At 39.1% G+C, this 25998-nt stretch carries 21 protein-coding genes; 15 read left to right on the top strand and 6 right to left on the bottom strand.

What is annotated here, in order from left to right:
- Nucleotides 1-30: 30 nt before the first annotated feature.
- From P7V56_RS01340 to P7V56_RS01325, 4 genes are read left to right on the top strand one after another with little or no spacing between them, the layout of a single operon-like run.
- A complete protein-coding gene (locus P7V56_RS01340; protein ID WP_171221468.1) occupies nt 31-255 on the top strand; it encodes a hypothetical protein in 225 nt (74 codons plus the stop codon).
- A gap of 4 nt (nt 256-259) precedes the next feature.
- On the top strand, nt 260-781 hold the full coding sequence (locus P7V56_RS01335; protein ID WP_171221469.1) for an RDD family protein: 522 nt from the start codon (nt 260-262) through the stop codon (nt 779-781).
- 1 nt (nt 782) lies between these two features.
- Nucleotides 783-1235, top strand: a complete 453-nt coding sequence (locus P7V56_RS01330) for a GNAT family N-acetyltransferase (protein ID WP_171221470.1) — start codon at nt 783-785, stop codon at nt 1233-1235.
- 46 nt (nt 1236-1281) lie between these two features.
- Nucleotides 1282-2616, top strand: coding sequence for a deoxyguanosinetriphosphate triphosphohydrolase (locus tag P7V56_RS01325; protein WP_171221471.1), 1335 nt, complete (start codon nt 1282-1284; stop codon nt 2614-2616).
- Here P7V56_RS01325 and P7V56_RS01320 read toward each other — a convergent pair.
- On the bottom strand, nt 2613-4406 hold the full coding sequence (locus P7V56_RS01320; RefSeq protein WP_171221472.1) for a 1-deoxy-D-xylulose-5-phosphate synthase: 1794 nt from the start codon (nt 4404-4406) through the stop codon (nt 2613-2615). The genes P7V56_RS01325 and P7V56_RS01320 overlap by 4 nt on opposite strands.
- A gap of 37 nt (nt 4407-4443) precedes the next feature.
- Here P7V56_RS01320 and P7V56_RS01315 point away from each other — a divergent pair, with 37 nt between their 5' ends.
- The 4 genes from P7V56_RS01315 (at nt 4444) to tnpA (ending at nt 13857) form a co-directional block, all read left to right on the top strand.
- A complete protein-coding gene (locus P7V56_RS01315; protein ID WP_171221473.1) occupies nt 4444-4887 on the top strand; it encodes a nucleoside deaminase in 444 nt (147 codons plus the stop codon).
- Between the two features lie 172 nt (nt 4888-5059).
- Nucleotides 5060-10735, top strand: coding sequence for an alpha-2-macroglobulin family protein (locus tag P7V56_RS01310; RefSeq protein ID WP_171221474.1), 5676 nt, complete (start codon nt 5060-5062; stop codon nt 10733-10735).
- A gap of 116 nt (nt 10736-10851) precedes the next feature.
- Entirely contained in the window at nt 10852-13227 is a 2376-nt protein-coding gene (pbpC, locus tag P7V56_RS01305) for a penicillin-binding protein 1C (protein WP_171221475.1), read from the top strand.
- Nucleotides 13228-13395: 168 nt separating this feature from the next.
- Complete coding sequence (gene tnpA, locus P7V56_RS01300; RefSeq protein WP_171221476.1) at nt 13396-13857, top strand: IS200/IS605 family transposase; 462 nt, start codon at nt 13396-13398, stop codon at nt 13855-13857.
- Nucleotides 13858-14150: 293 nt separating this feature from the next.
- Here tnpA and P7V56_RS01295 read toward each other — a convergent pair whose 3' ends face one another.
- Both P7V56_RS01295 and P7V56_RS01290 read right to left on the bottom strand, forming a co-directional pair.
- The gene (locus P7V56_RS01295) at nt 14151-15695 is read right to left on the bottom strand and encodes an Rne/Rng family ribonuclease (protein WP_171221477.1); all 1545 of its coding nucleotides are present in this window, start codon (nt 15693-15695) and stop codon (nt 14151-14153) included.
- Nucleotides 15696-16099: 404 nt separating this feature from the next.
- Nucleotides 16100-16423, bottom strand: coding sequence for an HU family DNA-binding protein (locus tag P7V56_RS01290; RefSeq protein ID WP_262886121.1), 324 nt, complete (start codon nt 16421-16423; stop codon nt 16100-16102).
- 103 nt (nt 16424-16526) lie between these two features.
- Here P7V56_RS01290 and mutY point away from each other — a divergent pair, with 103 nt between their 5' ends.
- From mutY to gldD, 4 genes are all read left to right on the top strand, one after another.
- Complete coding sequence (gene mutY / locus P7V56_RS01285; RefSeq protein ID WP_171221478.1) at nt 16527-17567, top strand: A/G-specific adenine glycosylase; 1041 nt, start codon at nt 16527-16529, stop codon at nt 17565-17567.
- A gap of 85 nt (nt 17568-17652) precedes the next feature.
- The gene (locus tag P7V56_RS01280; protein WP_171221479.1) at nt 17653-18090 is read left to right on the top strand and encodes a single-stranded DNA-binding protein; all 438 of its coding nucleotides are present in this window, start codon (nt 17653-17655) and stop codon (nt 18088-18090) included.
- A gap of 25 nt (nt 18091-18115) precedes the next feature.
- Nucleotides 18116-19411: a gliding motility-associated protein GldE gene (locus tag P7V56_RS01275; protein ID WP_171221480.1), complete on the top strand. Its 1296-nt coding sequence runs from the start codon at nt 18116-18118 to the stop codon at nt 19409-19411.
- A gap of 7 nt (nt 19412-19418) precedes the next feature.
- On the top strand, nt 19419-19988 hold the full coding sequence (gene gldD / locus P7V56_RS01270) for a gliding motility lipoprotein GldD (RefSeq protein WP_171221481.1): 570 nt from the start codon (nt 19419-19421) through the stop codon (nt 19986-19988).
- 71 nt (nt 19989-20059) lie between these two features.
- On the opposite strand, the gene P7V56_RS01265 is transcribed toward gldD, so the two are convergent.
- Nucleotides 20060-20437 carry a heavy-metal-associated domain-containing protein gene (locus P7V56_RS01265; protein WP_171221482.1) on the bottom strand — a complete coding sequence of 126 codons (378 nt, stop codon included), beginning with the start codon at nt 20435-20437 and terminating at the stop codon, nt 20060-20062.
- Between the two features lie 110 nt (nt 20438-20547).
- Here P7V56_RS01265 and P7V56_RS01260 point away from each other — a divergent pair, with 110 nt between their 5' ends.
- Complete coding sequence (locus P7V56_RS01260) at nt 20548-21414, top strand: DMT family transporter (RefSeq protein ID WP_171221483.1); 867 nt, start codon at nt 20548-20550, stop codon at nt 21412-21414.
- A gap of 123 nt (nt 21415-21537) precedes the next feature.
- Here the strand turns inward: P7V56_RS01260 and P7V56_RS01255 are convergent, their stop codons facing one another.
- Nucleotides 21538-23592 carry a M16 family metallopeptidase gene (locus tag P7V56_RS01255; RefSeq protein WP_240976567.1) on the bottom strand — a complete coding sequence of 685 codons (2055 nt, stop codon included), beginning with the start codon at nt 23590-23592 and terminating at the stop codon, nt 21538-21540.
- 13 nt (nt 23593-23605) lie between these two features.
- A complete protein-coding gene (locus P7V56_RS01250) occupies nt 23606-24931 on the bottom strand; it encodes a M16 family metallopeptidase (RefSeq protein ID WP_171221484.1) in 1326 nt (441 codons plus the stop codon).
- A 224-nt stretch (nt 24932-25155) separates the two neighbouring features.
- On the opposite strand from P7V56_RS01250, the gene rplU reads away from it, so the two are divergent.
- Both rplU and rpmA read left to right on the top strand, forming a co-directional pair.
- Nucleotides 25156-25566 carry a 50S ribosomal protein L21 gene (gene rplU, locus P7V56_RS01245; RefSeq protein WP_171221485.1) on the top strand — a complete coding sequence of 137 codons (411 nt, stop codon included), beginning with the start codon at nt 25156-25158 and terminating at the stop codon, nt 25564-25566.
- 24 nt (nt 25567-25590) lie between these two features.
- On the top strand, nt 25591-25851 hold the full coding sequence (gene rpmA, locus P7V56_RS01240) for a 50S ribosomal protein L27 (protein WP_171221486.1): 261 nt from the start codon (nt 25591-25593) through the stop codon (nt 25849-25851).
- Nucleotides 25852-25998: the final 147 nt, after the last annotated feature.

The raw sequence follows: 25998 nt of genomic DNA, 5'->3' as shown, positions 1-25998 counted from the left end.
AAAGAAGAACTTTCGGTAAAATAAAAAATCATGTCAAAACAAAAAAAAGGAGTTTACACAGGAATCATCCAAAAAGACGAAAACGGCAATTATTTCTGTGGCGAATATTTATTGGATTATCAATACACCGAAGCGAATTTTAAAGTCGGAGACGAAATCAACATCAAATCGGTCATCGCCAATCCAAGCGATAAAAGCTACAACCAATACCCAAAGAAATCCAGAAATTTCTTTTTGGCCAACGAAAAAGAATAACCGTATGGAACAAAATCTACGAAAGCCATACCTGATTTCCGAAGCGCTTTTGGCTTCTCATGGGCAAAGGTTTGTCAATTTGCTAATCGATTCCGTGATGCAATTGCTATTGCTTTTTATCGTTTTGGTTTTTATAGTCGCCGGAATGGAACTCCAAGAAGGCAAAGCTTATCTCGATCATTTTGCCATTGATGTTTGGCAACAATACACCTTTACCGCAAGTGTTACCCTATTTTATTACAATGTCTTCGAAATATTCACCGCCAGAACCGTAGGAAAATGGATTACCCAAACCGTAGTAGTCAACGAAAACGGAGAAAAGCCCAATCACGAAATGATTTTAGTGCGTTCCCTTTGCCGATTGATTCCGCTCAATTGGTTGCCGTTCGTACTATCATTGTTCATGGGTTCGACGGCCAAAGGTTGGCACGACAGTATTTCTAAAACCTATGTAGTCGATAAAAGAGCCTTAGAGCGAGAAAAGCTGGAGTTTTACCAATCCAAATCAAATACTAACGAAGCATAAGATGATTTCAATCGTCAGAACCACTTCCGACAACAAAGATTTTGGAGCTTTAGTCCTCCAACTCGATGCCTATTTGCGAATTCTAGATGGTGATGACCACGAGTTTTATGCCCAATTCAACAAAACCAATCTGCTCAAAAACGCCTTAATTTGTTATGAAAATGAAGTAGCAGTTGGTATCGGCGCCTACAAAGAATATGATTCCGAAACCGCCGAAATCAAACGCATGTACACTTTACCCGAATACCGCGGCAAAGGTATCGCCAAAGCCATTTTAACCGAACTGGAACTTTGGGCCAAAGAAGAAGGCTATAAAACTGCCCTACTCGAAACCGGATACATGCAAAAAGACGCCATTGGTTTATACCAAAAACTCGGCTACGAAATCACCGAAAACTTCGGGCAATACATCGGTGTGGAAAACAGCGTCTGCATGAAGAAAATCATAAAATAAAACTATCTTTAACTTCTGAAACTATAAACTACAAACCACCAACACCATGACCTGGGAACAACTTTTATCTCTAAAACGCCAAGGCGATACCGGCAAAAGATTGCGCATCGAACAAGACGACACGCGTCTCGGCTTTGAGGTTGATTACGATCGTATCATCTTTTCGTCGGCTTTTCGGAGTTTGCAAGATAAAACCCAAGTGATTCCGTTATCTAAAACCGATTTCGTTCATACTAGATTAACCCACAGTTTGGAAGTTTCCGTTGTTGGTCGTTCTATTGGAAGATTGGTCGGCAAAAAAATCATCGAAAAATACCCGTATCTCAAAGAAATCCATGGGTATCACATGAATGATTTCGGGGCAATTGTCGCCGCTGCAGCTTTGGCACACGATATTGGCAATCCGCCATTCGGACATTCAGGCGAAAAAGCCATTGGAGAATATTTTGCGATTGGGAAAGGCCAACAATACAAAGACCAACTGACGCCCAAACAATGGCAAGATTTAGTCGATTTTGAAGGCAACGCCAATGGATTTTCCGTGTTAACGAGTTCGCGTCCGGGAATCGAAGGCAGTTTGCGTTTATCATACGCCACATTGGGTGCTTTTACCAAATATCCGAAGGAAAGTTTACCTAAAAAACCAACCAAAAACATCGCCGATAAAAAATACGGTTTCTTCCAATCCGACGTTGCTTTTTTCAAAGAAGTCGCCGAAGAATTAGGCATGATTTCCAATAAAACCGGAGCAGATGTCGGTTACGAACGCCATCCGTTAGCGTTTTTAGTCGAAGCCGCTGATGATATTTGCTACACCATTATCGACTTTGAAGACGGCATCAACCTCGGTTTGGTTTCCGAAGATTATGCGTTGGAATACTTAATCAAGTTAGTCAAAGACACTATTGACGCGGCGAAATACCAAACTTTAACTACTAAAGAAGACCGAATCAGCTACTTGCGTGCGTTAGCAATTGGCAACTTAATCAACGATGCCGTTCGCGTGTTTATCGAAAACGAAGAAGCGATTTTACAGGGGAAATTCCATTTTGCCTTAACCGACAAAAGCAAGTACAAAGCCCAAATGGACGACATTATCAAGCTAAGTGTGAAGAACATTTACCAAAGCCGAGAAGTCATAGAGAAAGAGCTTTCGGGTTACCAAATCATCAATAATTTGTTGGACAAATTCATCACGGCGTATAACAATACGTATGACGGTAAAGCTACAAATTACGATAAGTTATTAATGAAGATTTTACCCGAAAAACACCATTTGGAAAAAGAAAGTCTCTACGAAAGATTGCTCCACATTTGTCATTTCATCTCGATGCTAACCGATGGAAAAGCGGTGGAGTTGAATAAAATAGTTACGGCTTAATCTTCTTCCTCTTCCTCGAGTAAAGTAGAAAAAAGCGATTTCAAACCATCTACATCAATATTGCAGAATTGTTGTAGCTCGTCCACCGTACCGTGTTCGATAAAATAATCGGGTACACCACAAAGGAAGATTTCGTTGACATAATCATTTTTGGCCGCAAATTCTAAGATAGCACTACCAAACCCGCCGGTTGTTACACCATCTTCCACGGTAATGATAGTGGAGAATTTATCACAGATTTTGTGCAGTTTTTTTTCGTCCAAAGGTTTGATAAACCCAAAATGATAGTGGGCAAAGTGACCATCATCTTCTATATCAGCTAAGGCAGCAGTCACATTATCTGCAATCGTTCCGGTAGTTAAGATGGCTACTTTTTTGCCTTTTTTCAACTTCTGCGCTTTCCGAAGTTCAATTTTTTGAAAATCGCTAGGGAATTTCCAATCCGCATTTTTCCCACGACCACGCGGATAACGAATCGCAATCGGATGTTTTAATCCCAAAGAAGCGGTATACAGTATATTTTGCAAATCGATTTCATCTTTAGGCGCATAAACCATCATATTCGGAATGCAACGCAAATACGCAATATCAAAAACACCGTGATGCGTCGCACCGTCTTCACCCACTAATCCCGCTCGGTCCAAACAAAAGATAACCGGCAGGTTTTGCAAAGCCACATCGTGGATTACCTGGTCATAAGCGCGTTGTAAAAAAGTCGAATAAATGTTGCAAAAAACCACCATGCCTTGCGTCGCCATTCCGGCGGAAAGGGTTACGGCGTGTTGCTCAGCAATTCCCACATCAAAAGCCCGTTTCGGAAAAGCATCCATCATAAATTTCATTGAACTGCCGCTGGGCATAGCAGGCGTGATTCCGATGATTTTCGGGTTGGTTTTCGCCAATTCTACTAAGGTTAGTCCAAATACATCTTGAAATTTCGGCGCCAGATTTTCCGTTGCTGTTTTGTGAATTTCTCCAGTGGTAGCATCAAATTTTCCGGGCGCATGGTATTTCACTTGGTCTTCTTCGGCCTTTTGTAAACCTTTGCCTTTGGTGGTTATGAGGTGTAAAAATTTGGGTCCTTTTACTTTTTTGAGTCGTTCTAATTCGGTAATCAAAGCTGGCAAATCATGACCGTCAATTGGCCCCGAATAATCAATATTCAGCGACTTAATCATGTTGTTCTGCTTAGGGTTTTTGCCTTCTTTAACCGCAGTCAAATAGTTTTTCAATGCACCAACGCTTGGGTCAATTCCGATAGCATTGTCGTTTAAAATCACCAACAAATCTGCATCGGTAACGCCGGCATGATTCAAACCTTCAAACGCCATTCCGCTCGCAATCGAGGCATCGCCTACAACGGCTATATGGTGTTTGTTTTCGCCTTTCAATTGGGACGCAATCGCCATACCCAATGCCGCAGAAATCGCCGTAGAAGAATGGCCTACGCCAAAAGTATCATACACACTTTCGCTGCGTTTCGGAAAACCGGAAAGTCCGCCCAATTGTCTATTAGTATCGAATTTCTTTCTTCTTTCGGTCAAAATTTTATGACCGTAAGCTTGATGCCCAACATCCCAAACCAATAAATCATTGGGCGTATCAAAAACATAATGCAAAGCAATCGTCAATTCGACTACGCCCAAACTCGCACCGAGATGTCCTTCTTTTACCGAAACGATATCAATAATAAACTCGCGCAACTCTTTCGCCAATTCGGGCAATTGAGCCACGTCTAGTTTTCGCAAATCGACTGGATTATTAATATGTTGGAGCAATTTTTTAGACATGCCACAAATGTACGAATTGAAATTGTATTTTTGTTTTATGGAAAACCCTTTCACCGATGAGTATTTTATGAAGAAAGCTTTGCAGGAAGCCGAATTGGCTTTTGACAAAGGCGAAATTCCGGTCGGAGCCGTAATTGTAATCGATAATAAAGTGATTGCCAGAACGCACAATCTCACCGAAATGCTCCATGATGTCACCGCACATGCCGAAATGCAAGCCATCACTTCGGCTGCGAATTTCATCGGTGGAAAATACTTAAAAGGCTGTACTTTATACGTCACTTTAGAACCTTGTCAAATGTGCGCCGGTGCGTTGTACTGGAGCCAAATTTCAAAAGTGGTTTTCGGTGCTTCGGATGAGCAACGCGGTTTTGAAAATCTAGGTACCCAACTTCACCCGAAAACCCAAGTAATTAAAGGGGTTTTGGCCCAAGAAGCTTCCGATTTGATGGTGCGATTTTTTGCTTCTAAGCGCAAATAAAAGTTTAAGAAAAATATTCCTAAAAATATTCTACGACGTAAATAATAATTTAATATTTTTAACGTTATAAAGCTAATTGACAAGCCTGATTTTTTAAGTCCATCTCCTTTGGAGAGGGATTTAGGAGAGGCTCTCAAGGCATAAGTTCTAACAAATAATCTCTTTTTAAACGATGAAAACCAGCAAGATTCTAGGTTTGCTTGTTGCCATGTTACTATGGCAATCCTGTTCTAAAAAATCGGCTTCCGATTTTGATTCAGATCCCTCACTCTACAAAGATTACATTACAGGATTTTCATCGGGCTTCGTCTCGGTCAACTCGGATTTTAGGGTCCAATTGGCCTTCAACAAGAGCGATTGGAAACCCAATCAGGAATTAGACGAAGATTTATTCGACATTTCTCCCAGCGTAAGCGGAAAAGTAGTAGCATTATCTCCCAACACGATTGCCTTTATCCCCAAAGAAAAATTGGAACAAAACACCTTGTACCAAATCACTTTGCATTTATCCGACATCACCAATAAAGTGCCGAAAGAGCTTAAAGATTTTAATTTTTCGGTCAAAACCATCAAGCAGGATTTTATAGTGAATACCCAAGATTTGCAGTCTTACAGCAGGGATTGGTATTACTTGCACGGCAACTTGAAAACGGCTGACAATCTAAGTTTTGAAGAAGCTCAGAAAATTATCGAAGCCACTCAAAACGACAAAAAACTCAAAATCAAATTCGATAAAGCAGTTAGTACGGCAACCGATTTCAAATTCATAATCGATAGTATCCAACGTTTTGAGGACGATGGTGAAATTATCATCAATTGGGATGGAGACGATGTGGATATCGACCAAAAAGGCGTGGCCAAATTCCCTATTCCGGGTAAAAATCAGTTCAAAGTGTTGAAGATTGAAGTAGGCGATGCCAACAACCAATCGGTGCTCATTAATTTTTCCGACCCGCTTAAAAAAGACCAAGATTTTAAAGGTTTGGTAGCGATAGAAAACACCAATAATTTGAAGTTTGCTACCATGGGTAATGTCCTGAAAGTGTTTTACAATAAAGAACCCGAATCCAAAGTTGACCGTGGTGCTGCAACTGAAGCGGTAGCAGTTCAGGAAGTATATGACACAACCGCAGTAGCCATTGATACTGCAGCCGCAGCGGTTGAAGAGATCGTGGAAGCGGTTCAGTCGACTCAAGATGGTTTTTCCGGTAGTAAATTAGTAGAAGTTTTTCAAGGCATTGAAAACATCTACGGCAACAAAATGAAAAATAATTATTCGGAGAAACTGTTGTTCGAACAAGTAAAACCGGGTGTAAAATTGCTTAAGAGCGGTAACATTTTACCCAGTTCTAATAATTTGAAAATCAATTTTGAAGTCGCTAATTTAAATGCCGTTGATGTAAAGGTTTTCAAAATCTACAAAAACAACATCATGCAGTTTTTGCAAAACAATGAGCTCAACGGAACGCGTAATCTGAGACAAGTGGGACAAGCCATTGCCAAGACTAAAATCGAATTAAAACAAAACAATCTAATAGATTACACCAAGTGGAATACTTATGCTTTGGACCTTTCTAAAATCATTAAACCCGAACCGGGCGCAATTTACCGCATAGAGTTCTCGTATAAAAAAGCGTATTCGATGTACAGATGTACTTCTTCGACTACTCCGGATGATGAAGAAGACGAAGAGGGTTATTACAACCGTGAAGATGAAGAAGAGGTTGATGAAAATGATGTGAATTACAGCAACAGTGGCTACGATTACTACTACGAAGAAGACTACGAATGGCGCGAAAGTCAAGATCCGTGTTCCGATTATTATTTTTACAACACCAAAGTCGGGACCAATATTTTAGCCACAGATTTAGGAGTAATTGCCAAGCGCGGTACCGATAAATCGGTTGTGGTTGCCGTGAGTGATATCGTTTCTACCAAAGCGGTTTCGGGCGCCAAAGTGGATTTGTACAATTTCCAACAACAAAAAATAGCTTCTTCTACCACAGACAGCGATGGTATGGCTTCGTTCCGGTTGGAGAAATATGCTTATTTCGCCATTGTCAGCGATGGTGACCAAAGTACTTACGTAAAACTTGATGATGAGTTGTCTTTGTCCGTGAGTAATTTTGATGTTTCCGGCGAAACGTTACAAAAAGGACTAAAAGGTTACATCTACGGAGAACGCGGCGTTTGGCGTCCTGGCGATACGGTGTATTTGTCTTTTATTTTAAATGATAATGCTAATAAACTACCGGCATCGCATCCGATTAAGTTGAAAATGAACGACCCGAACGGCAAAACCGTTTACGAAGCGGTGCAAAAAATGAATGCGCTCAACCATTACAAATTCATCATTCCAACCGAAGCTGAAGACATTACCGGAAATTGGGAAGCAGTAATCAGTATTGGCGGCGCGCGTTTTTACAAAAGCATCAAGATTGAAACCATCAAACCGAATCGTTTGAAAATTAAAAACAGTTTTAATGAAACCATACTTTCGGCCAACAAAGAAAACGTCAATAACATTCAAGTATTGTGGTTGCATGGCGCGGTGGCTAAAGATTTAAAAACCGAAGTACAAGCCAAGTTCTCCCAACAGGTAACGACTTTCAAAGGGTTTTCCAACTATGTTTTTGATGATCCAACTAGAAGTTTCTATACGGAAGAAATCAATATTTTCTCAGGAAAAGTCAATGCTCAAGGTCGAGCTTCTATTCCCATCAAACCAACGATTCAAGGTCAGGCTCCGGGAATGTTGAAAGCCGCGTTTATTACCAAAGTCTATGAAAGCGGCGGCGATGTGAGTACCGATGTGGCATCGACTTCTTATTCGCCTTACCCAACTTATGTCGGCGTAAAATCGCCTGAACCGAATAAATACGGCATGATTGAAACCGGCAGAAACAATCGTTTTGACATCGTAACGGTAAGTGAAACCGGTCGTCCGCGTTCAGTTAAAAATTTGCAAGTTAGCGTTTACCGTTTGCAATCGCGTTGGTGGTGGGATGCTTCGAATGATAATTTGTCCAACTATAATACTTCGAATGCGACCATTGGATACAAAAATTTCTACATTAATACAGATGCGTCCGGTAGAGGAAGTATCTCCTTTTCGGTTCCCGATGAAGATTGGGGCAATTACTTAATCCGAGTAACTGATCCAACTGATGGTCATGCAACCGGAGTTAGAGTTTACATTGATATGCCTTGGTGGTCTGCCAAAAGCAGAAGTACTGATGGAGAGTCAGCAACCATGTTGCGATTCACCACCGATAAAACCAATTATGCCGTTGGCGATAAAGCCAAAATTTTCTTCCCATCGAGTGAAGGCGGAAGAGCAATGATTTCTATTGAAAATGGAACCAAAGTATTGAAAACCATTTGGGCCAAAACCAAAAAAGGGGAAACCACGGTTGAATTGCCTATCACCGGTGACATGGCGCCAAATGTGTACATCAACATTTCCTTATTGCAACCGCACGCTTCTACCAAAAACGATTCGCCTATCAGAATGTACGGCATCGTTCCGATTGAAGTAATCGATAAGAATACAGTATTGGAACCGGTACTTTCTATGCCGGATGTCTTGCGTCCGGAGCAAACCGTTAATGTCAAAGTTTCTGAAAAGAAAGGCAAGAGAATGACTTATACCATCGCCGTAGTCGATGAAGGTTTGTTGGATTTAACCCGTTTTAAAACCCCTAATGCCTGGACGAGTTTCTATACCCGTGAAGCGTTAGGCGTAAGAACTTGGGATATTTATGATGATGTGATTGGCGCTTATGGCGGAAAAGTCAACCAAGTGTTCAGTATTGGTGGAGATGCCGATGCCGGCGGTGGCAAAGCCAAAAAAGCGAATCGTTTCAAACCGGTGGTAATGTACTTTGGACCATTTGAATTGAACGGCGGTTCTAAAATCCACCAAATCAAATTGCCGAAATACATCGGTTCGGTGCGAACTATGGTCGTGGCGGCTGATGCCAAAACCAGCGCTTACGGTATGGCCGAAAAAGCCACGCAAGTCAAAAGTCCGTTGATGATTTTGGCGTCGTTGCCGAGAAAAATTTCACCTTCGGAAAAAGTAACCATTCCGGTAACGCTTTTCGCCACAGAAAAACACATCAAAAATGTAACGCTGCAAATCAAAACCAATAGTAGTGTCAGAGTGGTAGGCAACTCGAGCCAAATCGTAAAATTCACCGAACCGGATGAAAAGATGGCGTATTTCAATTTGGAAGTCGGTGCCACAACCGGCATTGGGAAAATAGACATCATCGCGACTTCGGGTAAAGAAAAATCGACTTACACCGTTGAAATTGATGTGACCAATCCAAATCCGGTGACGAATGCCTTTACCGATATTGTCATTCCGCCTAATAGTTCGAAAACCATTTCATGGAAAACCTTTGGCGTAAGCGGCAGCAACAAAGCGAAGATGGAAGTGTCCTCGGTGCCGACTGTCGATTTCGGCAGAAGATTGGATTATTTGATTCAGTATCCTCACGGTTGCGTGGAGCAAACTACTTCGTCGGTATTCCCGCAATTGTATTTGACGGAGATTATGGATTTGGATGCGACCTACAAACAAAAAATCCAGAAAAATGTCACGGCCGGAATTCAGCGATTGGGGAATTTCCAACAAGCGAATGGCGGTCTTTCTTATTGGCCGGGGAACTCCGATACGGATGATTGGGGAACTTCTTATGCAGGACATTTCCTGATTGAAGCGGAGAAAAAAGGCTATGTGTTGCCTATCAATTTCAAAACCAAATGGATTAGTTACCAACAAAAACAAGCCAAACAATGGCGCTTTGAAAAACAAGAAGGCAATGATTTTGCTCAGGCTTATCGTTTGTACACCTTAGCTTTAGCCGGTTCGGCCGATTTAGCTTCGATGAACCGATTGCGAGAAACTGTTGGTATTTCTAACGAAAGCAAATTGCGTTTGGCCGCGAGTTATGCTTTGGTTAAACAAAATAGTGCGGGCATGTCGTTGCTGAGCAAATCGTTTATTGATGAACAAGTTTCAGACAACAATTATTACCATTATTACTATGGTTCAGCCGATAGAAACCGTGCGATGGCTTTAGAAACCTTGATATTGTTAGGCCAAAAACAAAAAGCGTTTGCCATGGCTACCAAATTGGCCAAAAACCTTTCGAGCCAACAATGGATGAGTACACAAACAACCGCTTACGGATTGTATGCGATGGCCAAATTCGCCAAGTCGAATGGTCCAAAAGGCGTTTCCATTTCGTATACCAATGCCGGAAAACCGGAAGTTATTACAACCGATAAAACTTTGGCACAACGCAACTTGGCAGTTAAAATGGGCAACAATTCGGTGACGATTAAAAACAACAAAAAGAATACGTTGTTTGTTCGAGTCTTGAATAGCGGGATTCTTCCGGTGGGAAGCGAAAAACCAATGCAAAGTAATGTGAGCGCTAATGTGGTGTTCAAAGACCGAAAAGGCAAAGCCATCAGCGTTTCCAAAATTGCGCAAGGAACAGAATTTTATGCTGAAGTGACGTTGACCAACCGCAAAAACGAAAGAGTGGAAAACATTGCTTTGTCGCAAATTCTGCCATCCGGATTTGAAATTGTGAACACGCGCTACACCGATTTTGGTGATGCCACAAGCAATGTAGCCGATTATATCGACATTCGGGATGACCGAGCCAATTACTATTTCAGTTTGAAAGCAGCCGAAACCCGACAGTTCAAAATCTTGTTGAATGCTTCTTATTTGGGTAAATACTATTTGCCTGGATTGCAGTGTGAAGCGATGTACGACAACGAGTTTTTAGCGCGTACTAAAGGACAATGGGTGGAAGTGGTAAAATAAATTTAGGAGCGAAAGGTTCGGGAATTATAGGGAAACCGTGTTCCCGCTCTTCGTTCCAATTTTTGATTTCCACTACGATCGGGGCTATTGAAAAAACCATTTGAATTTTTGCCATCGTGAAAACCAAACTAAAAGCGTTACTGAAACGCTTCACAACTTACATCAAAAGCAATCCAAAGAAATCGGCGGTATTTTTTATACTGTTGTTGGTCTATTACTTTTCATTGCCAAGGGTTTTATTCGAAGAACCTTATGCTACCGTCATCGAAAGCAGTGACGGCGAATTGCTGGCGGCCAAAATCGCCCGTGATGGGCAATGGCGTTTTCCGGCACAAGACAGTGTTCCTGATAAGTTTAAAAAATGTATCGTGTATTTTGAAGACGAACATTTTTATCATCATCCGGGATTCAATCCTGTGGCGATGGTGAAAGCCTTTCAGCAAAACAGAAGCGCAGGGAAAGTCGTTCGCGGCGGTAGTACGTTGACCCAACAAGTCATTCGATTGTCGCGCAAAAACAAAAAGCGAACGTATTTCGAAAAAGGAATCGAAATGATATTGGCCACAAGATTAGAGTTCCGTCATTCGAAAGAAAAAATACTCGAATTGTATGCCGCTCATGCGCCTTATGGTGGTAATGTGGTTGGATTGGAAATGGCTTCTTGGCGGTATTTCGGAGTGCAATCGTATCAATTGTCTTGGGCAGAAAGCGCGACTTTAGCCGTATTACCCAATGCGCCGAGTTTGATTTATCCCGGCAAAAACCAAATTAAGTTGCTGCGAAAACGCAATACGTTGTTGCTCAAACTCTACAACGAAAAAATCATCGACAAGCTGACTTACGAATTGGCGGTTAAAGAACCGTTGCCGCAAAAACCGTATAATTTGCCGCAGATTGCGCCTCATTTGCTACAAAGAATCGCGAAGACCGACGAAGGCAAACGCATCAAAACCACCGTCGATATTTCGTTGCAAAACCGCGTGAACCAAATCGCGCTTCAGTATTACAACCAGTACAAACAAAACGAAGTACACAACTTGGCGATTATGGTCATTGATATTCAAAACCGCAATGTGATTAGTTATGTCGGCAATTCACCCACAGACAAAGACCACGACAAAGATGTAGATATCATAGGCGCTCCGCGAAGTACGGGTAGTATTTTGAAACCGTTGCTATTTGCCTCCATGCTCGATGAAGGCGAATTGTTGCCCAATACCTTGGTGGCCGATATTCCCACGCAAATTTCGGGCTATACACCACAGAATTTTAACCTAACGTTTGACGGAGCTGTTCCGGCGCAAAGAGCTTTATCGCGTTCGTTGAACATTCCATCCGTGTTGATGTTGCAGGAACATGGCGTGCATAATTTTTATGAATTGACCCAGAAATTAAAACTCAAAAACATTAACCAACATCCGGACCATTACGGATTGTCATTGATTTTGGGAGGCGCCGAAAGCAATTTGTGGGATTTGTGTCGCGCCTATGCGAATATGTCTTCCACGATTAATTATTTCAATCAATCGAGCGGAAAATACCGAACCCAAGAATTTACCGAGTTGAATTATGTCAACGGTTTCGAACAAGATTATGGCGAAGACAGTTTTCAGAAAAACATCTTTGGCGCAGGTTCGATTTATTTGACGTATAATGCGATGAAGGAAGTCAACCGACCGGAAGGCGACGAAGCTTGGAAGTTTTACGATTCGTCATTAGAACTCGCTTGGAAAACCGGAACCAGTTTCGGGAACCGCGATGCTTGGGCAATTGGAACGAATTCTCGTTACGTAGTTGGCGTATGGGTTGGCAATGCCAATGGTGAAGGCAGACCTGAATTGACCGGAGTGGGAAGTGCTGCACCGATATTGTTTGATGTCTTTAATTTGTTGCCCAAAAAGAAATGGTTCCAACCGCCGTTGAATGATTTGGAATATGCTGAGGTTTGTTCGCTAAGCGGTCATTTAGCCCAAGACGATTGCCCGAAAACCAAGCAATTAATCACGAGAAGAGGCAAGAAAACAACCGTTTGCCCGTATCACAAATTGGTGCATTTGGATGTTACACAACAATTCAGAGTGAACAGCAGTTGCGAAGATGTGGATAAAATTGTTTCCAAAAAATGGTTTGTGTTGCCGCCGGTGATGGAATGGTATTACAAGAGTTTGCATATTGATTACCAACCGTTGCCACCATTTCGGGAAGATTGTAAGCAAGACCAAAAAGCCGCCATGGATTTTATTTATCCCAAAACCAACAGTAAGATTTATTTGGCCAAGGATTTCAACAGTAATGTGCAGCCCGTGATTTTAAAGGTGGCGCATTCCAACCGAGAAGCCAAGTTGTTTTGGTACGTAGACAACGAATACAAAGGCACGACGCAAACGTTTCATGAAATGCAAATTACTGCCGAAACCGGGATTCATTATATTACGGTGGCGGATGAATTTGGGAATGAGATTAAGAGACGGGTGGAGATTATTAAGGATTAATAATGGTTAACAATCTTTAATAGCTTTTCCATCTTAAAAAGTACACAAAAACTGTAACAGCCAAGGCTTTAATACTTCTATTTTTGCTTTAACAAAATCCCGTTAGGGATTCAATATTGGTAGAATATTAATTAAAATTGATTAAAATCCCGTTAGGGATGATATTAAATGGCCAACACATACACCCAAATTCATATCCAATTTGTTTTCGCTGTAAAATACCGCGACGGATTAATTCATTTATCTTTTAAAGACGAATTATACCAATATATGGCCGGAATAATCAAGCATCACAAACACAAATTACTAGTAATTAACGGAATGCCCGATCACATCCACATATTGGTTGGGATGCGACCAACACAATCGCTGTCGGATTTAATGCAAGATATTAAAGGAAGCTCATCAAAATGGATTAATGAGAGAAAGTTTCTCAAAGTAAAATTTGAATGGCAAGAAGGTTATGGTGCGTTCTCTTATTCTAAATCTCAGGTTAATAATGTGATTAATTATATTAAAAGCCAAGAACAGCATCATGCCAAAAAGTGTTTTAGACAGGAATATTTAGAGTTTTTAGAATTGTTTGAGGTTGTGTATGATGAGCGTTATATTTTTAAAGATCCAATTTGATTATATCATCCCCAACGGGATTTCTTTTAAACACGTTTATTGTTGTTACCCAAATTTAATCCCTAACGGGATTTTTCTGAGATGTTTTATTGTTATAGGTTGAATCTTTTAGTAAGCAGTTTACCCTAGCCCGGATAGCAGTGGAAATCCTTTTTCGTCTTTCGGGTTTATAATTGAGACCCTTTAGTGCTGACGAAAAAGATTGCAACGTATAGCCGGATTAGCTTCTAACAAAAACAAAAAACCGCCAATCGTTATGAAAGGCGGTTTTTGTTTGCTGAATGATTCAGCCTTTATTCTTTAATTTCATTTCCTTGGTTGTCAAAGAAATGGTATTCTAAATACGTGTAAGCGTCACGAGGTATGATTTTCACCCACTTTTTATGTTCAAAAAACCATTTTGAACGTAATGATGGAAAACCTTTTTTAAGGTATGCTGCCACGAATGGGTGAACGTTAAGTTTCACACCGCTGTGGTCTTTGATAATTTTTTCGAGGGAGAAATTAATCTTATCGATAATTTGGATGGGTGCATCTACATCACCGCTCAAATTGTTCGGATTTTCTTCTCGGGTCTCTATATTTACTTCAGGTCTTACGCGTTGGCGAGTGATTTGGACTAATCCGAATTTACTCGGCGGTAAGATCTTGTGTTTGGCTTTGTCGTCGCTCATTTCTTCTCTAAGGAAGTTGAACAACACTTGGCGATTGTCCGGATTTTGCATATCGATAAAATCGACTACAATAATACCACCCATGTCTCGCAGACGCAATTGTCTGGCGATTTCGGCAGCGGCAATCATATTCACTTCGAGTGCGGTATCTTCTTGGTTAGAAGCTTTGTTAGAACGGTTGCCGCTGTTCACGTCGATAACGTGTAAAGCTTCGGTGTGTTCTATAATTAAATAAGCTCCTTTACTCATGGATACCGTGCGCCCAAATGAAGTTTTGATTTGTCGCTCAATATGGTATTTCTCAAACAATGGCACGTCTTTCGACTGGTAAAGCTTCACTATTTTTTGTTTCTCGGGCGCTATTTCGGCTAAATAGTCCTTTGTTTCTTGGTACAACTCTTCATCATCTGTTTGAATACTCGTGAAAGTATCATTGAATACATCTCGCAATATGGAAGACGCTTTGTTCAGCTCTCCCAGTATCTTGGACGGATGATGAGCGGTTGGTAATTTTTTACACATTGCAGTCCATCTATTCATTAAGTTCTGCAAATCTTTTTCTAATTCGGCTATGCTTTTGCCTTCGGCTACTGTTCTCACAATAACCCCGAAACCTCTTTGTTTGATGGATTGCACTAGTTTTTTCAAACGGTCTTTTTCTTCTTTGGATTCTATTTTTTGCGAAATAGAAACGCGGTCAGAAAACGGAACTAAAACTACAAATCTTCCCGCGAATGACAGCTCGGTGCTGATTCTTGGTCCTTTGGTGGAAATAGGTTCTTTGACTACTTGTACTAATACCGATTGATTGGCACTCAGAATGTCTGATATCGTGCCATCTTTATCAATCTCTTTCTCAAACTGGAAGTTTTTTAGGGAGAAATCTTTTAGTTTACCTGCGCTTACAAGTTTTATGAATTTCAAATAAGAAGCCAAGTTTGGACCTAAATCGTGGTAATGTAAAAAGGCATCTTTTTCAAAGCCTACGTTTACAAAAGCAGCATTTAGACCGGCAACTGGTTTTCTGATTTTGGCGATAAAAATATCACCAACCTGAAAGTTGCTTGTGTCTTCCTGTTTGTGTAATTCAATTAGTTTTCCATCTTTTAATAAGGCAAAATCTACAGCATTGTCACCACTACGGATGATTAATTCTTTATTCATGTTGTAAATTTTTATCCCGACAAAAAGCGTTCAGCTTTTGGCTTTTAGCTTTTAGCCCAAAAGGCTAATTACTGAAGGCTGTTTGCTGACGGCTAAAGTAAGGATGGATTAAACATTTAAACAGGTATTGTTTATTACCCGGTGAATTTTAGACGGTTAGATTGTTAGATTGTTAGACTTCTTAGATTATCTAAGTTGTCTAAACTGTCTAAGCAGTCTAAGTTGTCTAATCTTCGATTTCAATGAACTTTTTTTAAAAAAAGAAAAGTAGTTTAGAACTACTTTTTCTTTTTGTGTCGGTTAGCTCTCGCTCTTTTTTTACGTTTGTGCGTCGCTACCTTATGTCTTTTTCTTTTTTTACCACTTGGCATAAGCTTGTGTTTTTGTGATTAATAAATAAGTTTTTATACTGCTACTTCAGTATTGGTTTTTACTGATTCTACAAATACTTTAGCAGGTTTAAATGCCGGAATGTTGTGAGCAGGAATTTTGATAGTAGTATTTTTAGAAATGTTTCTTCCTGTTTTTTCAGCTCTTGTTTTGATGATGAAGCTACCAAAACCTCTTAAATAAACATTGTCACCAGTTTCTAATGAAGTTTTCACTTCTTCCATAAATGCTTCCACTGTTGCTTGAACATCTCCTTTTTCAAGACCTAATTTTTCTGAAATCTTCGCTACGATATCTGCTTTCGTCATTTTCTTTCGTATTTTAATATTATGTGTAATTTTTTGAGGTTGCAAATATATGAATTAAAAAAACAATATTTCAAGCATAATCTATTAAAATTTAATCACATAAAGATTTATTTTTGTAAACCTAAATTCCGCTATGAATTTCTCTAAATCATTAATCCTTTGGTATTTACAAAACAAACGCGATTTGCCTTGGCGAAATACCGTGAATCCGTACTTTATATGGTTGTCCGAAATCATGTTGCAGCAAACCAGAGTTGCGCAAGGATTGCCTTATTTTTTGCGTTTCACCAAAGCGTTCCCAACAGTTTTTGATTTAGCAAATGCTACCGAAGAAGAAGTGCTGAAACTTTGGCAAGGATTAGGATACTATTCTCGGGCTAGAAATTTACACAAAACAGCCCAACAAGTTGCGTTTGAATTCAACGGAGAATTCCCGAGAACGTATGCCGAATTATTAAAACTAAAAGGCATAGGCGAATATACCGCTGCCGCCATTGCTTCGTTCTCCTATAATGAAAGCGTTCCGGTGGTTGACGGAAATGTGTACCGAGTTTTGTCGCGCTACTTCGACGTGGAAACCGATATTGCTTCATCCGGAGCTAAAAAAGAATTTACCAAACTAGCGGCTGAGTTACTACCTCAAGGCGAAGCCAATTTGTTCAACCAAGCCATCATGGAGTTTGGTGCCTTACAATGTGTGCCGAAAAATCCGGATTGCGGAAATTGTATTTTTAGCAATAGTTGCCTCGCTTTGCAAAAGAAGAAAGTAGCGTCGCTTCCGGTGAAATCGAAAAAAACAAAAGTAAGAACACGCTATTTTAATTACTTAGTTTTTTTGGATGAAAACACCAACACTTTATTGCAAAAACGAACTCAAAAGGGCATTTGGTACAACTTATACGAGTTTCCGTTGTTGGAAACCGAAAAGGAATTGACCGAGACAGCGCTGTTGGAATTGATGCAAAACCAACCATTTGTAACCAATAAAGTGCTCAATATCCATTGGTACAATTCGGAAACCACGGTTCATAAATTGACCCACCAACATTTGAATATCAATTTCTGGAAAATAGTTGTGAAAGGAAAGCTTGAAAAAGGAATTGACTGGGAATCAGCTAAAAAAATGCCGTTTCCGATTGTTATTTATAATTTTATTGAAAAAGAAAGGTTTTGATTTTCAAAAAAAATTGTAAATTTGAAGGACTCAAGGTACTTCATGATTCTATGGATTAGAGAGGAATAAAACAAATCGCTGAAAGATGAACGGGACATTAAATAAAGTTATGCTGATAGGTCACTTAGGTGATGAAGTAAAGATGCACTATTTTGAAGGAGGTAATTGTATTGGTCGTTTTCCTTTGGCCACTAACGAGGTTTACATTAACAAGCAAACCAACGAAAAAATTACCTCTACGGAATGGCACAATTTAGTAGTCAGAAACAAAGCCGCCGAAATTTGTGAAAAATATTTATCCAAAGGCGATAAAATTTACATTGAAGGCAGAATCAAGTCGCGCCAATGGCAAGCTGAAGACGGAACTACAAAATATACCACAGAAATACAGGTTACCGAGTTTACTTTTTTAACCACCAAAAAAGAAGTAGATGGTGTAAAACCACCACAAAATTTAGAGCCAAAACCGGCATCGTTTGAAGCACCAAACACAGCAAGTCCCGAAAATGATTTGCCGTTTTGATATTGTTTAACTAACCTTTAAGCCATTGGACCCCGAGCCCAGTTTATCTTTTCTCGATACTTTAGACACTAACCTGCTTTTTGGAAGTTTTGGAATTTTCCTTTTGCTGTTTTGTTCAGCTATGGTTTCGGCATCAGAAGTAGCTTTGTTTTCTCTTTCCCAAAATGACTTGAGTAAGTTAGCAGCCGAAAACCAAAGAAAGGCAAATTTAATCTCCAAACTTTTACAGCGGCCTAAAAAATTATTGGCGACCTTATTATTGGCCAACAACTTTGTCAATATTGGCGTGGTTATTATTTTTTCATTTGTGGGTAATTCGCTTTTTGCTTCTATTCAATCGCCTTTCCTTAAGTTTGGGGTTGAGGTTGTACTGATTACTTTTTTAATCTTGCTTTTCGGGGAAGTGTTGCCCAAAGTTTATGCCAGTCGGAACAATGTGAAATTTGCCATTTGCATGGCGCAACCCTTGTATGTTTTAGACCAATTGCTTTCGCCGGTTAGTTTGCCGATGCGTTCGGTTTCAAATTATTTACACGATAAATTGGGAAGGCAAAAAAGCAATATTTCGGTAGACCAATTGTCACAAGCTTTGGAAATGACTTCTACAGATGACACTACTTCTGACGAACAGAAAATTTTGGAAGGTATTGTTTCTTTCGGAAACACCGATACCAAGCAGGTGATGAGTCCGAGAATTGATATATTTGCACTCGAAATTGAAGAAACCTTTGTTGATATTTATCCTAAAATTGTAGACAAAGGTTATTCTCGAATTCCGATTTACCGAGAAAGCATTGACCAAATTGAAGGCATACTCTTTGTCAAAGATTTGATTCCGCATATTCATAAAAAAGAATTTGATTGGAACCCATTAATGCGCGAACCGTTTTTTGTGCCTGAGAATAAAAAACTCGATGATTTGCTCAAAGATTTCCAACGGATGAAAAGTCATTTAGCGATAGTGGTTGATGAATACGGCGGAACCTCGGGTTTGGTTTCTTTGGAAGATATAATCGAAGAAATTGTCGGCGATATTTCGGATGAATTTGATGATGAAAATATTAATTTTTCCCAAATTGACGACAAGAATTTCCTCTTTGAAGGCAAAATCAATCTCAAAGACTTCTACCGAATTGTAGCCGTAGATGAAGAAGCATTTGAAGAACGAAAAGGTGAAGCAGAAACTTTGGCCGGATTCATCTTAGAAATACTCGGAAATTTTCCGAAAAAAGGGCAAAAAATTCATTTCTCAGGAGTACTATTTACGATAGAAACCGTCGACAAAAAAAGGATTAAACAACTAAAAGTAACGCTTGAATAAATAAATAATGACAAATAAAATAATAGGTTTTTTAACGGTGGTTTTGCTATTGAGTTTTACAGGTTGTAAAGATGATGCGATACCAAAACCGGCCAGCCAATTGCGATTGGATTATCCGGTAGCGCAATATGTCTCATTTAGTAATCATTGTCCGGTTGCTTTTGATATCAATGAGGATGCCATAATCAAAGAAGATAAAAATTGTGGTTTCTCTATCAATTATCCAAAAATGAAAGCAACCATTTATTTGACGTATAAAACGGTAAACGGCGACATCAATAAATTGTTGAGAGATGCGCAAAAATTAACCTATGAACACGTAATCAAAGCCGATGATATTTTGGAACAACCTTATATTAATCCTGATAAGAAAGTATACGGAATGTTTTATCAAGTTAGGGGAAATGCAGCAACCAATGCCCAGTTTTATGCCACGGATAGTACTAAACATTTTGTCACCGGTTCGGTTTATTTTTATGCCAAACCTAATTTTGACTCGATTATGCCGGCGGCAGATTACATCAAAAACGACATGCAGCAATTAATGGAAACCATCCAATGGACCCGAGACCGTTAGGCCAAATAGAGCGAAGCTAAATAAAAAAAGGAACTCAATTGAGTTCCTTTTTAGTATAATTTAATGTGATATTATTTTGCAGCAACTACTTTATAAGTTGTTCCGTCACCGGTAGCTTCTACCGTTGCGAATAATTTTTCCGGAGTTAAAACTGCGGCATCAAATTCGACTGTGGCTTCTTTTTTGTCAAAATCTACCGTTGCTTTTTGTACGCCGTTCATTTCCGCTAATTCTTTTTCAATGGTTTTGGCACAACCCATAGAACAAGTCATTCCTTCTATTTTAAAACTTGCCGTTTCGGGTTTGGCCGCTACTGCAGGAGTTTTTTGTTCGTTTGCCGTAACTTCTTGCTTGTTGTCATCAGTGGCAGGTTTACTTGCGGTATCTTTGCAGCTGAAAAGCATGGTCGAGGCAATACCCAAGGTTACTAATGATTTGGTGAAATTCATGGTGTTTGTATTTTTAATTCTTAATTGCTTGTTTGTGTGGACAAAAATAAATAAAAATTAAAGTTATTATTCTTAAAATAATTACAAAATTTGAAGTCAGATAATTGCATATGAAGTCGCCACAGTTTAAATGGATTATTTTAATTGTACTTGCCCTAATTTGGGGGAGTTCCTTTATTTTGATCAAAAAAGGATTGGTAAGTTTGAATCCGTTTCAGTTGGGTTCGTTGCGAATTATATTCTGCGCTTTGTTTCTTTTGCTGATAGGGTTTAAAAACTTGATGACGATTCCGCTGCACAAGTGGAAATTTATTGCGCTCACGTCACTATTCGGCACTTTTATTCCGGCTTATCTTTTTGCCATAGCGCAAACCCAAATCAGTAGTTCGGTGAGTTCTATACTCAATTCATTGACACCTTTAAACACTTTGATTTTGGGCGCTGTTGTTTTTGGGTTAGATTTTAAACGAACCCAAATCATAGGCGTTGTAATTGGTTTTGCCGGAACGATGTTGCTAATTTTTAATGGCGCTTCGCATCATCCGAATCAGAATTATTGGTATACGATATTGGTGTTGATGGCTTCGATTTGTTATGCTATGAATGTGAATTTCATCAAAAAATATTTATCCGATTTAAAACCTTTGACCATCACGGTCGGGAACTTTTTGGTGATGCTGTTTCCGGCTTTAATTATCTTATCTTTTACTGATTTCTTTTCGGTAGTTTCTTCAAAAGAAGTTCAGCACGCCATGATGTTTGTAGCGGTTTTAGGCATCATCGGAACCGGAATTGCCAATGTGCTTTTTTATAAGCTCATACAGATTTCTTCACCGGTTTTTGCCACTTCGGTTACTTATCTCATTCCGGTAGTGGCGTTCTTTTGGGGATTGTTAGACAATGAAATGCTGACTCCGGTTCAGTTTATTGGTGCCTTTATTATTTTGATTGGGGTTTATCTTTCGAGTAAAAAATAGAAGGCAGAAAGCAAATTTCAAATAACAGATTTTTAATTCATATAATTTTTTTTTTTAGGATTGATATAAAACAAAAAAGACCGCTATTGCTAACGGTCTTTCTCTTAATTTATATAATTTCAATTATTGAAAATCAGCATCTAAAACGCCTTCGTTGATTTTAACTTCAGACATTTTGATGTCTAATTCGAAACCAACATTCATGACAGTATTGAAAGGTACTTTAACTCCTTTTACATCTCTGTAATCGTTGTAAGAAGTTACTCGGGTTACTTTTTGTCCACCTTGTTCTTCTGTAGTAGCTTCAGCTGTTTTTAAACCGGTTTTCACATCAAAATAATGTGTTGTATCACCATCAACAACGGTGTAAGCATCGCTTCCATTCATTGGTTCTATGCCGGTAACTGTTACTCCGGCTTTGGTTGGCAATAATGTTTCGTTGAACATCACGGCACTTTCTTTCATTTTAGCCAAGTCTTCACCTTCTAAAACTTTTTTCTGCCCTTGTTGCATCATGTAGCCAGAATCGCCATTGATAACTTGTTTCATCAATGAACCCATACCGGCCATAGACAACTCAATCATCATTCGGCCTTTTGAATCAATTTTTGAATTATAAGACAAAGGCATTGGCGCTTGAGGAATTTTAGTCGAACCAACAGAAGCTATAGATTTTACCGATTTAACTGCTTTTTCTCCACCAATAGCATTGATGTAAGCATCAACCACTGTTTTTACAGTTACGCCGGCAGGAACCGGTTTTTTCATAGCCGGTTTTTCGGTTGGAACACCAAATTTATCAAAATAGAAGATTGGAATTTTTAAGTTTTCCAATCCCGTTAGTACTTCAGAAGCTTTTCCAACCACCAAAATTCTTAAGTTATCGGCTAAGAAATATTTGTTTGCTACTCTTTGAATATCTTCTGGAGTAACTGCATTAATGTTTTTGATATAGTTTTCATAGAAATCAGCCGGTAAACCTTCTGTTTCGATATTTAAAGCATAACGAGCTACAGTAGCCGGTTTTTCAACTTGCATTACAAAACGACCAACATATCCTGCTTTAACGTTATTTAAAACGTCATCTGCTACTCTTTCAGTTCTTATTTTTTTCAATTCATTTAATGCTTCTACAACAGCACTGTCAGTTACTGCATTTCTAACTTGAGTGTTGGCTTTGAATGTACTGTACATGTTTTTGTCGAAACCAACACTTGAGCGTGCACCGTAAGTCCAGCCGTGTTTTTCTCTCAAATTCATGTTCAAATAACTGTTGAAATCGCCACCAAAAACTTGGTTAGCCAAGATTACCGGGAAAAAATCGGGATCACCCATTTTTAAATTCACAGTATTTAAAATAGTGATTTCAGATTGAACCGCGTTGGGCATATCCACAAAGTTAATTTGAGAATATTGAACATTGGTTGGGTTTGAATATTCTAATCTCGGAGCCATAGCTTTAGTCCAAGAACCGAATAATTTTGTTACCATTTTCTTTACGTCTTTGGTTTTAACATCACCAACTACTACTAGGTAAGCATTTTCAGGAACGAAATAAGTGCTGTAGTTTGCTTTAACGTCAGCTAAAGAAACATTGTTGATGGTTTCTTCAGACAGGTATTCACCGGCAGGATGATTTTTACCATAAGCTAAAACTCTTTCTACTCTTCCGGCTACAGCGGTAACACTTTTTTCTTGGGTTTTTAAGCCTTCGATTAATTTATCTCTTTCTTTGTCAAATTCTTCTTGAGTGAAGTTGGGCATCAAAGCCCCTTCGGCCATCAATTCTAAAATTCTTTTGGAATGTTTTGACAAACCACTGGCAGAAGCTCCGGAAGAAAAGAAGTTAATATTAGCACCAAGAAAATCAATTTCTTCATTAAAAGCATCTTTTGGAGTTTTGGTAGAACCGTTTCCGATTAAGCTGCTGGTTAAATCGTCTACTCCTTTTTTGTTGCCCTCAGCATAAGGAGTGTTGTCGATTGTTAAGTTGAAAGATACTCGAGGTAACTTGTGGTTTTCAACCACCAAAACTTTCAAACCGTTAGGCAAAGAGAAAGTTTCCGGTTTTTTGATGTTGATGGTTGGTGCCGGACCCGGTTTAGGTTGGGTTCTGTCTTGTGCTTGCATAGTTAAAGTTAAAAACAAGCTTGATAATACTATAATTGTTTTTTTCATGATACTTTGAGTCTTAGTTTTGAGCTTTGTCTTTGGCCGGTACATAATCCAAAATCAAACGTTGATTAGGGTTTAAATACTTTTTAGCGGCATCTCTGATTTCTTCACGAGTGATAGTACGGTACATTTCGATTTCGGTGTTAATCAAGTTTACATCGCCATACAACAAATAGTAGGTCGCTAAGTTTTCAGCAACACCTTCAACGCTCGCATTGTTGTCTACATAATTACTTTCGTAAATATTTTGTAGTTTTTGATAGTCTTTCTCGGTGATTAATTCGGTTTGAAGTTTTACAATTTCTTCATCAATTTCACGAATTAAATCAGCTGAAGTATTTTCGCCTTGCGGCATTCCGTATAAAATATACTGACCGTAATCTTCTTGGCTGTAGTTAAAAGCGCCTACTTGTAAGGCCATTTTTTTATCGTCTACAATTTTCTTGTACAATTTTGAACTTTTTCCATTGCTCAAATAAGTAGAAATCATATCCAAAACTCTGGCGTCACGAGTTTTCATAGAAGGTGTTCTGTAAGAAGCCACAACCATTTCTTTTTGGATGTTAGGGTCTTCATATCTTGCCTTAATAGTTTCAGTGATTGGCGCTTCAACAAAAGTTTCTTTTTTGATTTCAACACCTCTTGGGATTGGACCAAAATATTTTTCAATCCATACTTTCGTTTGTGCAATGTCAATTTGACCTGCAACAACTAAAACCGCATTGTTAGGCGTATAGAATTTTTTGTTAAACGCTTGAAATTCTTCTAAAGTAGCAGCGTCTAAATGTGCCATTGAACCGATTGGAGCCCAACGGTATGGGTGAACTTTAAACATGTTTTTTTTCACCTCCGCAATCAATTGACCATAAGGTTGGTTGTCTACGCGAAGTCTTTTTTCTTCTTTTACTACTTCGTTTTGAGTGTCAACGCCAATTTGGTTGATTACCGGATGCATTAATCTTTCCGATTCCATCCACAATCCCAATTCGGTGTTGTTGGAAGGGAAAACTTCGAAGTAATAAGTGCGGTCTTCCGAAGTGTTGGCATTGTTTGTTCCTCCGTTTGAAGTTACAATTTTGAACCATTCGCCTCTTTTGATATTTTCGGTTCCTTCAAATAATAAGTGTTCAAAAAAGTGAGCAAAACCTGTTCTTTCCGGGTTTTCGTCTTTAGAACCTACATGGTACATTACCGAAGTAATAACCACCGGTGCAGATGGATCGTTGTGTAAAATTACATGCAGACCATTAGGTAAATCGTATTCTTCAAAAGCAACCTTTTGAGCATGCGCTGTTCCTCCAAGCATAAGCAATGAACTTAAAGCAATTAATGATTTTTTCATAAAAAATTGAAATTTTTTCGTTGATTGTTCAGTTAGTTAACTAACCTTTAGTTTTGTTACACCAAAAGTACTTTTTTTTATCCGAAAATTTAAGAATAAATCAAATTTATAGCCAGTGATTTAACTCGTTGAAAGATAGGAGTGAACTTTTTTTGTCGGAGTGTTGTGTGTAAAAGAAATAGTCGTATATTTGCGCACTTAAAAATTAATTAAACATCATTGTTATGTACGCAATCGTAGAGATAGCAGGGCAACAATTTAAAGTAAGCAAAGACTTAAAGGTTTATGTTCACCGTTTGGCTAATGAAGAAGGTTCAAAAGTTTCTTTTGACAAAGTTCTTTTATTAGACGATAATGGTAACATTACTTTAGGCGCCCCAGCTATAGAAGGTGCTTCAGTAGAAGCCAAAGTGTTACAACACTTAAAAGGAGACAAAGTAATCGTTTTCAAAAAGAAAAGAAGAAAAGGATTCAAGAAAAGAAACGGACACCGTCAGTATCTTACTCAAATTGTAATTGAAGGAATCAGTGCAACTGGTTCTAAAAAAGCAGCTAAAGCTGCAGAACCAAAAGCTGAAAAAGCAGCAGAGCCAAAAGCTCCGAAAGCAAAAAAAGCGGAAACTACAGAAGAATAATTAACATTTAAAAACTAAAACGTCATGGCTCACAAGAAAGGTGTCGGTAGTTCTAAAAATGGTAGAGAATCAGAATCGAAACGTTTAGGCGTTAAGATTTATGGTGGTCAAGCTGCAATTGCTGGTAATATCATCGTTAGACAAAGAGGTTCAAAACATAATCCGGGTGAAAACGTTTACATGAGTAAAGATCACACTTTACATGCAAAAGTTGACGGAATTGTGAAATTCCAGAAAAAAGGAGACAACAAATCATTTGTGTCTATCCTTCCATTCGAGGCATAAGAACAAACTCTTATCAAAATACAAAACCCGTTCAGCAATGAGCGGGTTTTTTGTTTATGGAGCGAACGGTTCGGGTATATTTGGTTTCCATGTTCCCGCTTTCCGCTATACTTCGCCTGCCTGCCGGCAGGCAGGCGCCGCTCCAAT

The sequence above is a fragment of the Flavobacterium sp. IMCC34852 genome (assembly GCF_030643905.1).
In the GTDB taxonomy this organism is placed as follows: Bacteria; Bacteroidota; Bacteroidia; order Flavobacteriales; family Flavobacteriaceae; genus Flavobacterium; species Flavobacterium rivulicola.
This window is presented reverse-complemented; position numbering and strand designations above follow the sequence as displayed.

Coding starts and splice junctions, on each gene's coding strand:
- rplU (WP_171221485.1), top strand. CDS start 25,156: ATGTACGCAATCGTAGAGATAGCAGGGCAACAATTTAAAGTAAGCAAA.
- P7V56_RS01260 (WP_171221483.1), top strand. CDS start 20,548: ATGAAGTCGCCACAGTTTAAATGGATTATTTTAATTGTACTTGCCCTA.
- tnpA (WP_171221476.1), top strand. CDS start 13,396: ATGGCCAACACATACACCCAAATTCATATCCAATTTGTTTTCGCTGTA.
- P7V56_RS01340 (WP_171221468.1), top strand. CDS start 31: ATGTCAAAACAAAAAAAAGGAGTTTACACAGGAATCATCCAAAAAGAC.
- P7V56_RS01315 (WP_171221473.1), top strand. CDS start 4,444: ATGGAAAACCCTTTCACCGATGAGTATTTTATGAAGAAAGCTTTGCAG.
- P7V56_RS01280 (WP_171221479.1), top strand. CDS start 17,653: ATGAACGGGACATTAAATAAAGTTATGCTGATAGGTCACTTAGGTGAT.
- P7V56_RS01330 (WP_171221470.1), top strand. CDS start 783: ATGATTTCAATCGTCAGAACCACTTCCGACAACAAAGATTTTGGAGCT.
- P7V56_RS01250 (WP_171221484.1), bottom strand. CDS start 24,931: ATGAAAAAATCATTAATTGCTTTAAGTTCATTGCTTATGCTTGGAGGA.
- mutY (WP_171221478.1), top strand. CDS start 16,527: ATGAATTTCTCTAAATCATTAATCCTTTGGTATTTACAAAACAAACGC.
- P7V56_RS01325 (WP_171221471.1), top strand. CDS start 1,282: ATGACCTGGGAACAACTTTTATCTCTAAAACGCCAAGGCGATACCGGC.
- gldD (WP_171221481.1), top strand. CDS start 19,419: ATGACAAATAAAATAATAGGTTTTTTAACGGTGGTTTTGCTATTGAGT.
- P7V56_RS01320 (WP_171221472.1), bottom strand. CDS start 4,406: ATGTCTAAAAAATTGCTCCAACATATTAATAATCCAGTCGATTTGCGA.
- P7V56_RS01310 (WP_171221474.1), top strand. CDS start 5,060: ATGAAAACCAGCAAGATTCTAGGTTTGCTTGTTGCCATGTTACTATGG.
- P7V56_RS01335 (WP_171221469.1), top strand. CDS start 260: ATGGAACAAAATCTACGAAAGCCATACCTGATTTCCGAAGCGCTTTTG.
- P7V56_RS01295 (WP_171221477.1), bottom strand. CDS start 15,695: ATGAATAAAGAATTAATCATCCGTAGTGGTGACAATGCTGTAGATTTT.
- rpmA (WP_171221486.1), top strand. CDS start 25,591: ATGGCTCACAAGAAAGGTGTCGGTAGTTCTAAAAATGGTAGAGAATCA.
- P7V56_RS01255 (WP_240976567.1), bottom strand. CDS start 23,592: ATGAAAAAAACAATTATAGTATTATCAAGCTTGTTTTTAACTTTAACT.
- P7V56_RS01265 (WP_171221482.1), bottom strand. CDS start 20,437: ATGAATTTCACCAAATCATTAGTAACCTTGGGTATTGCCTCGACCATG.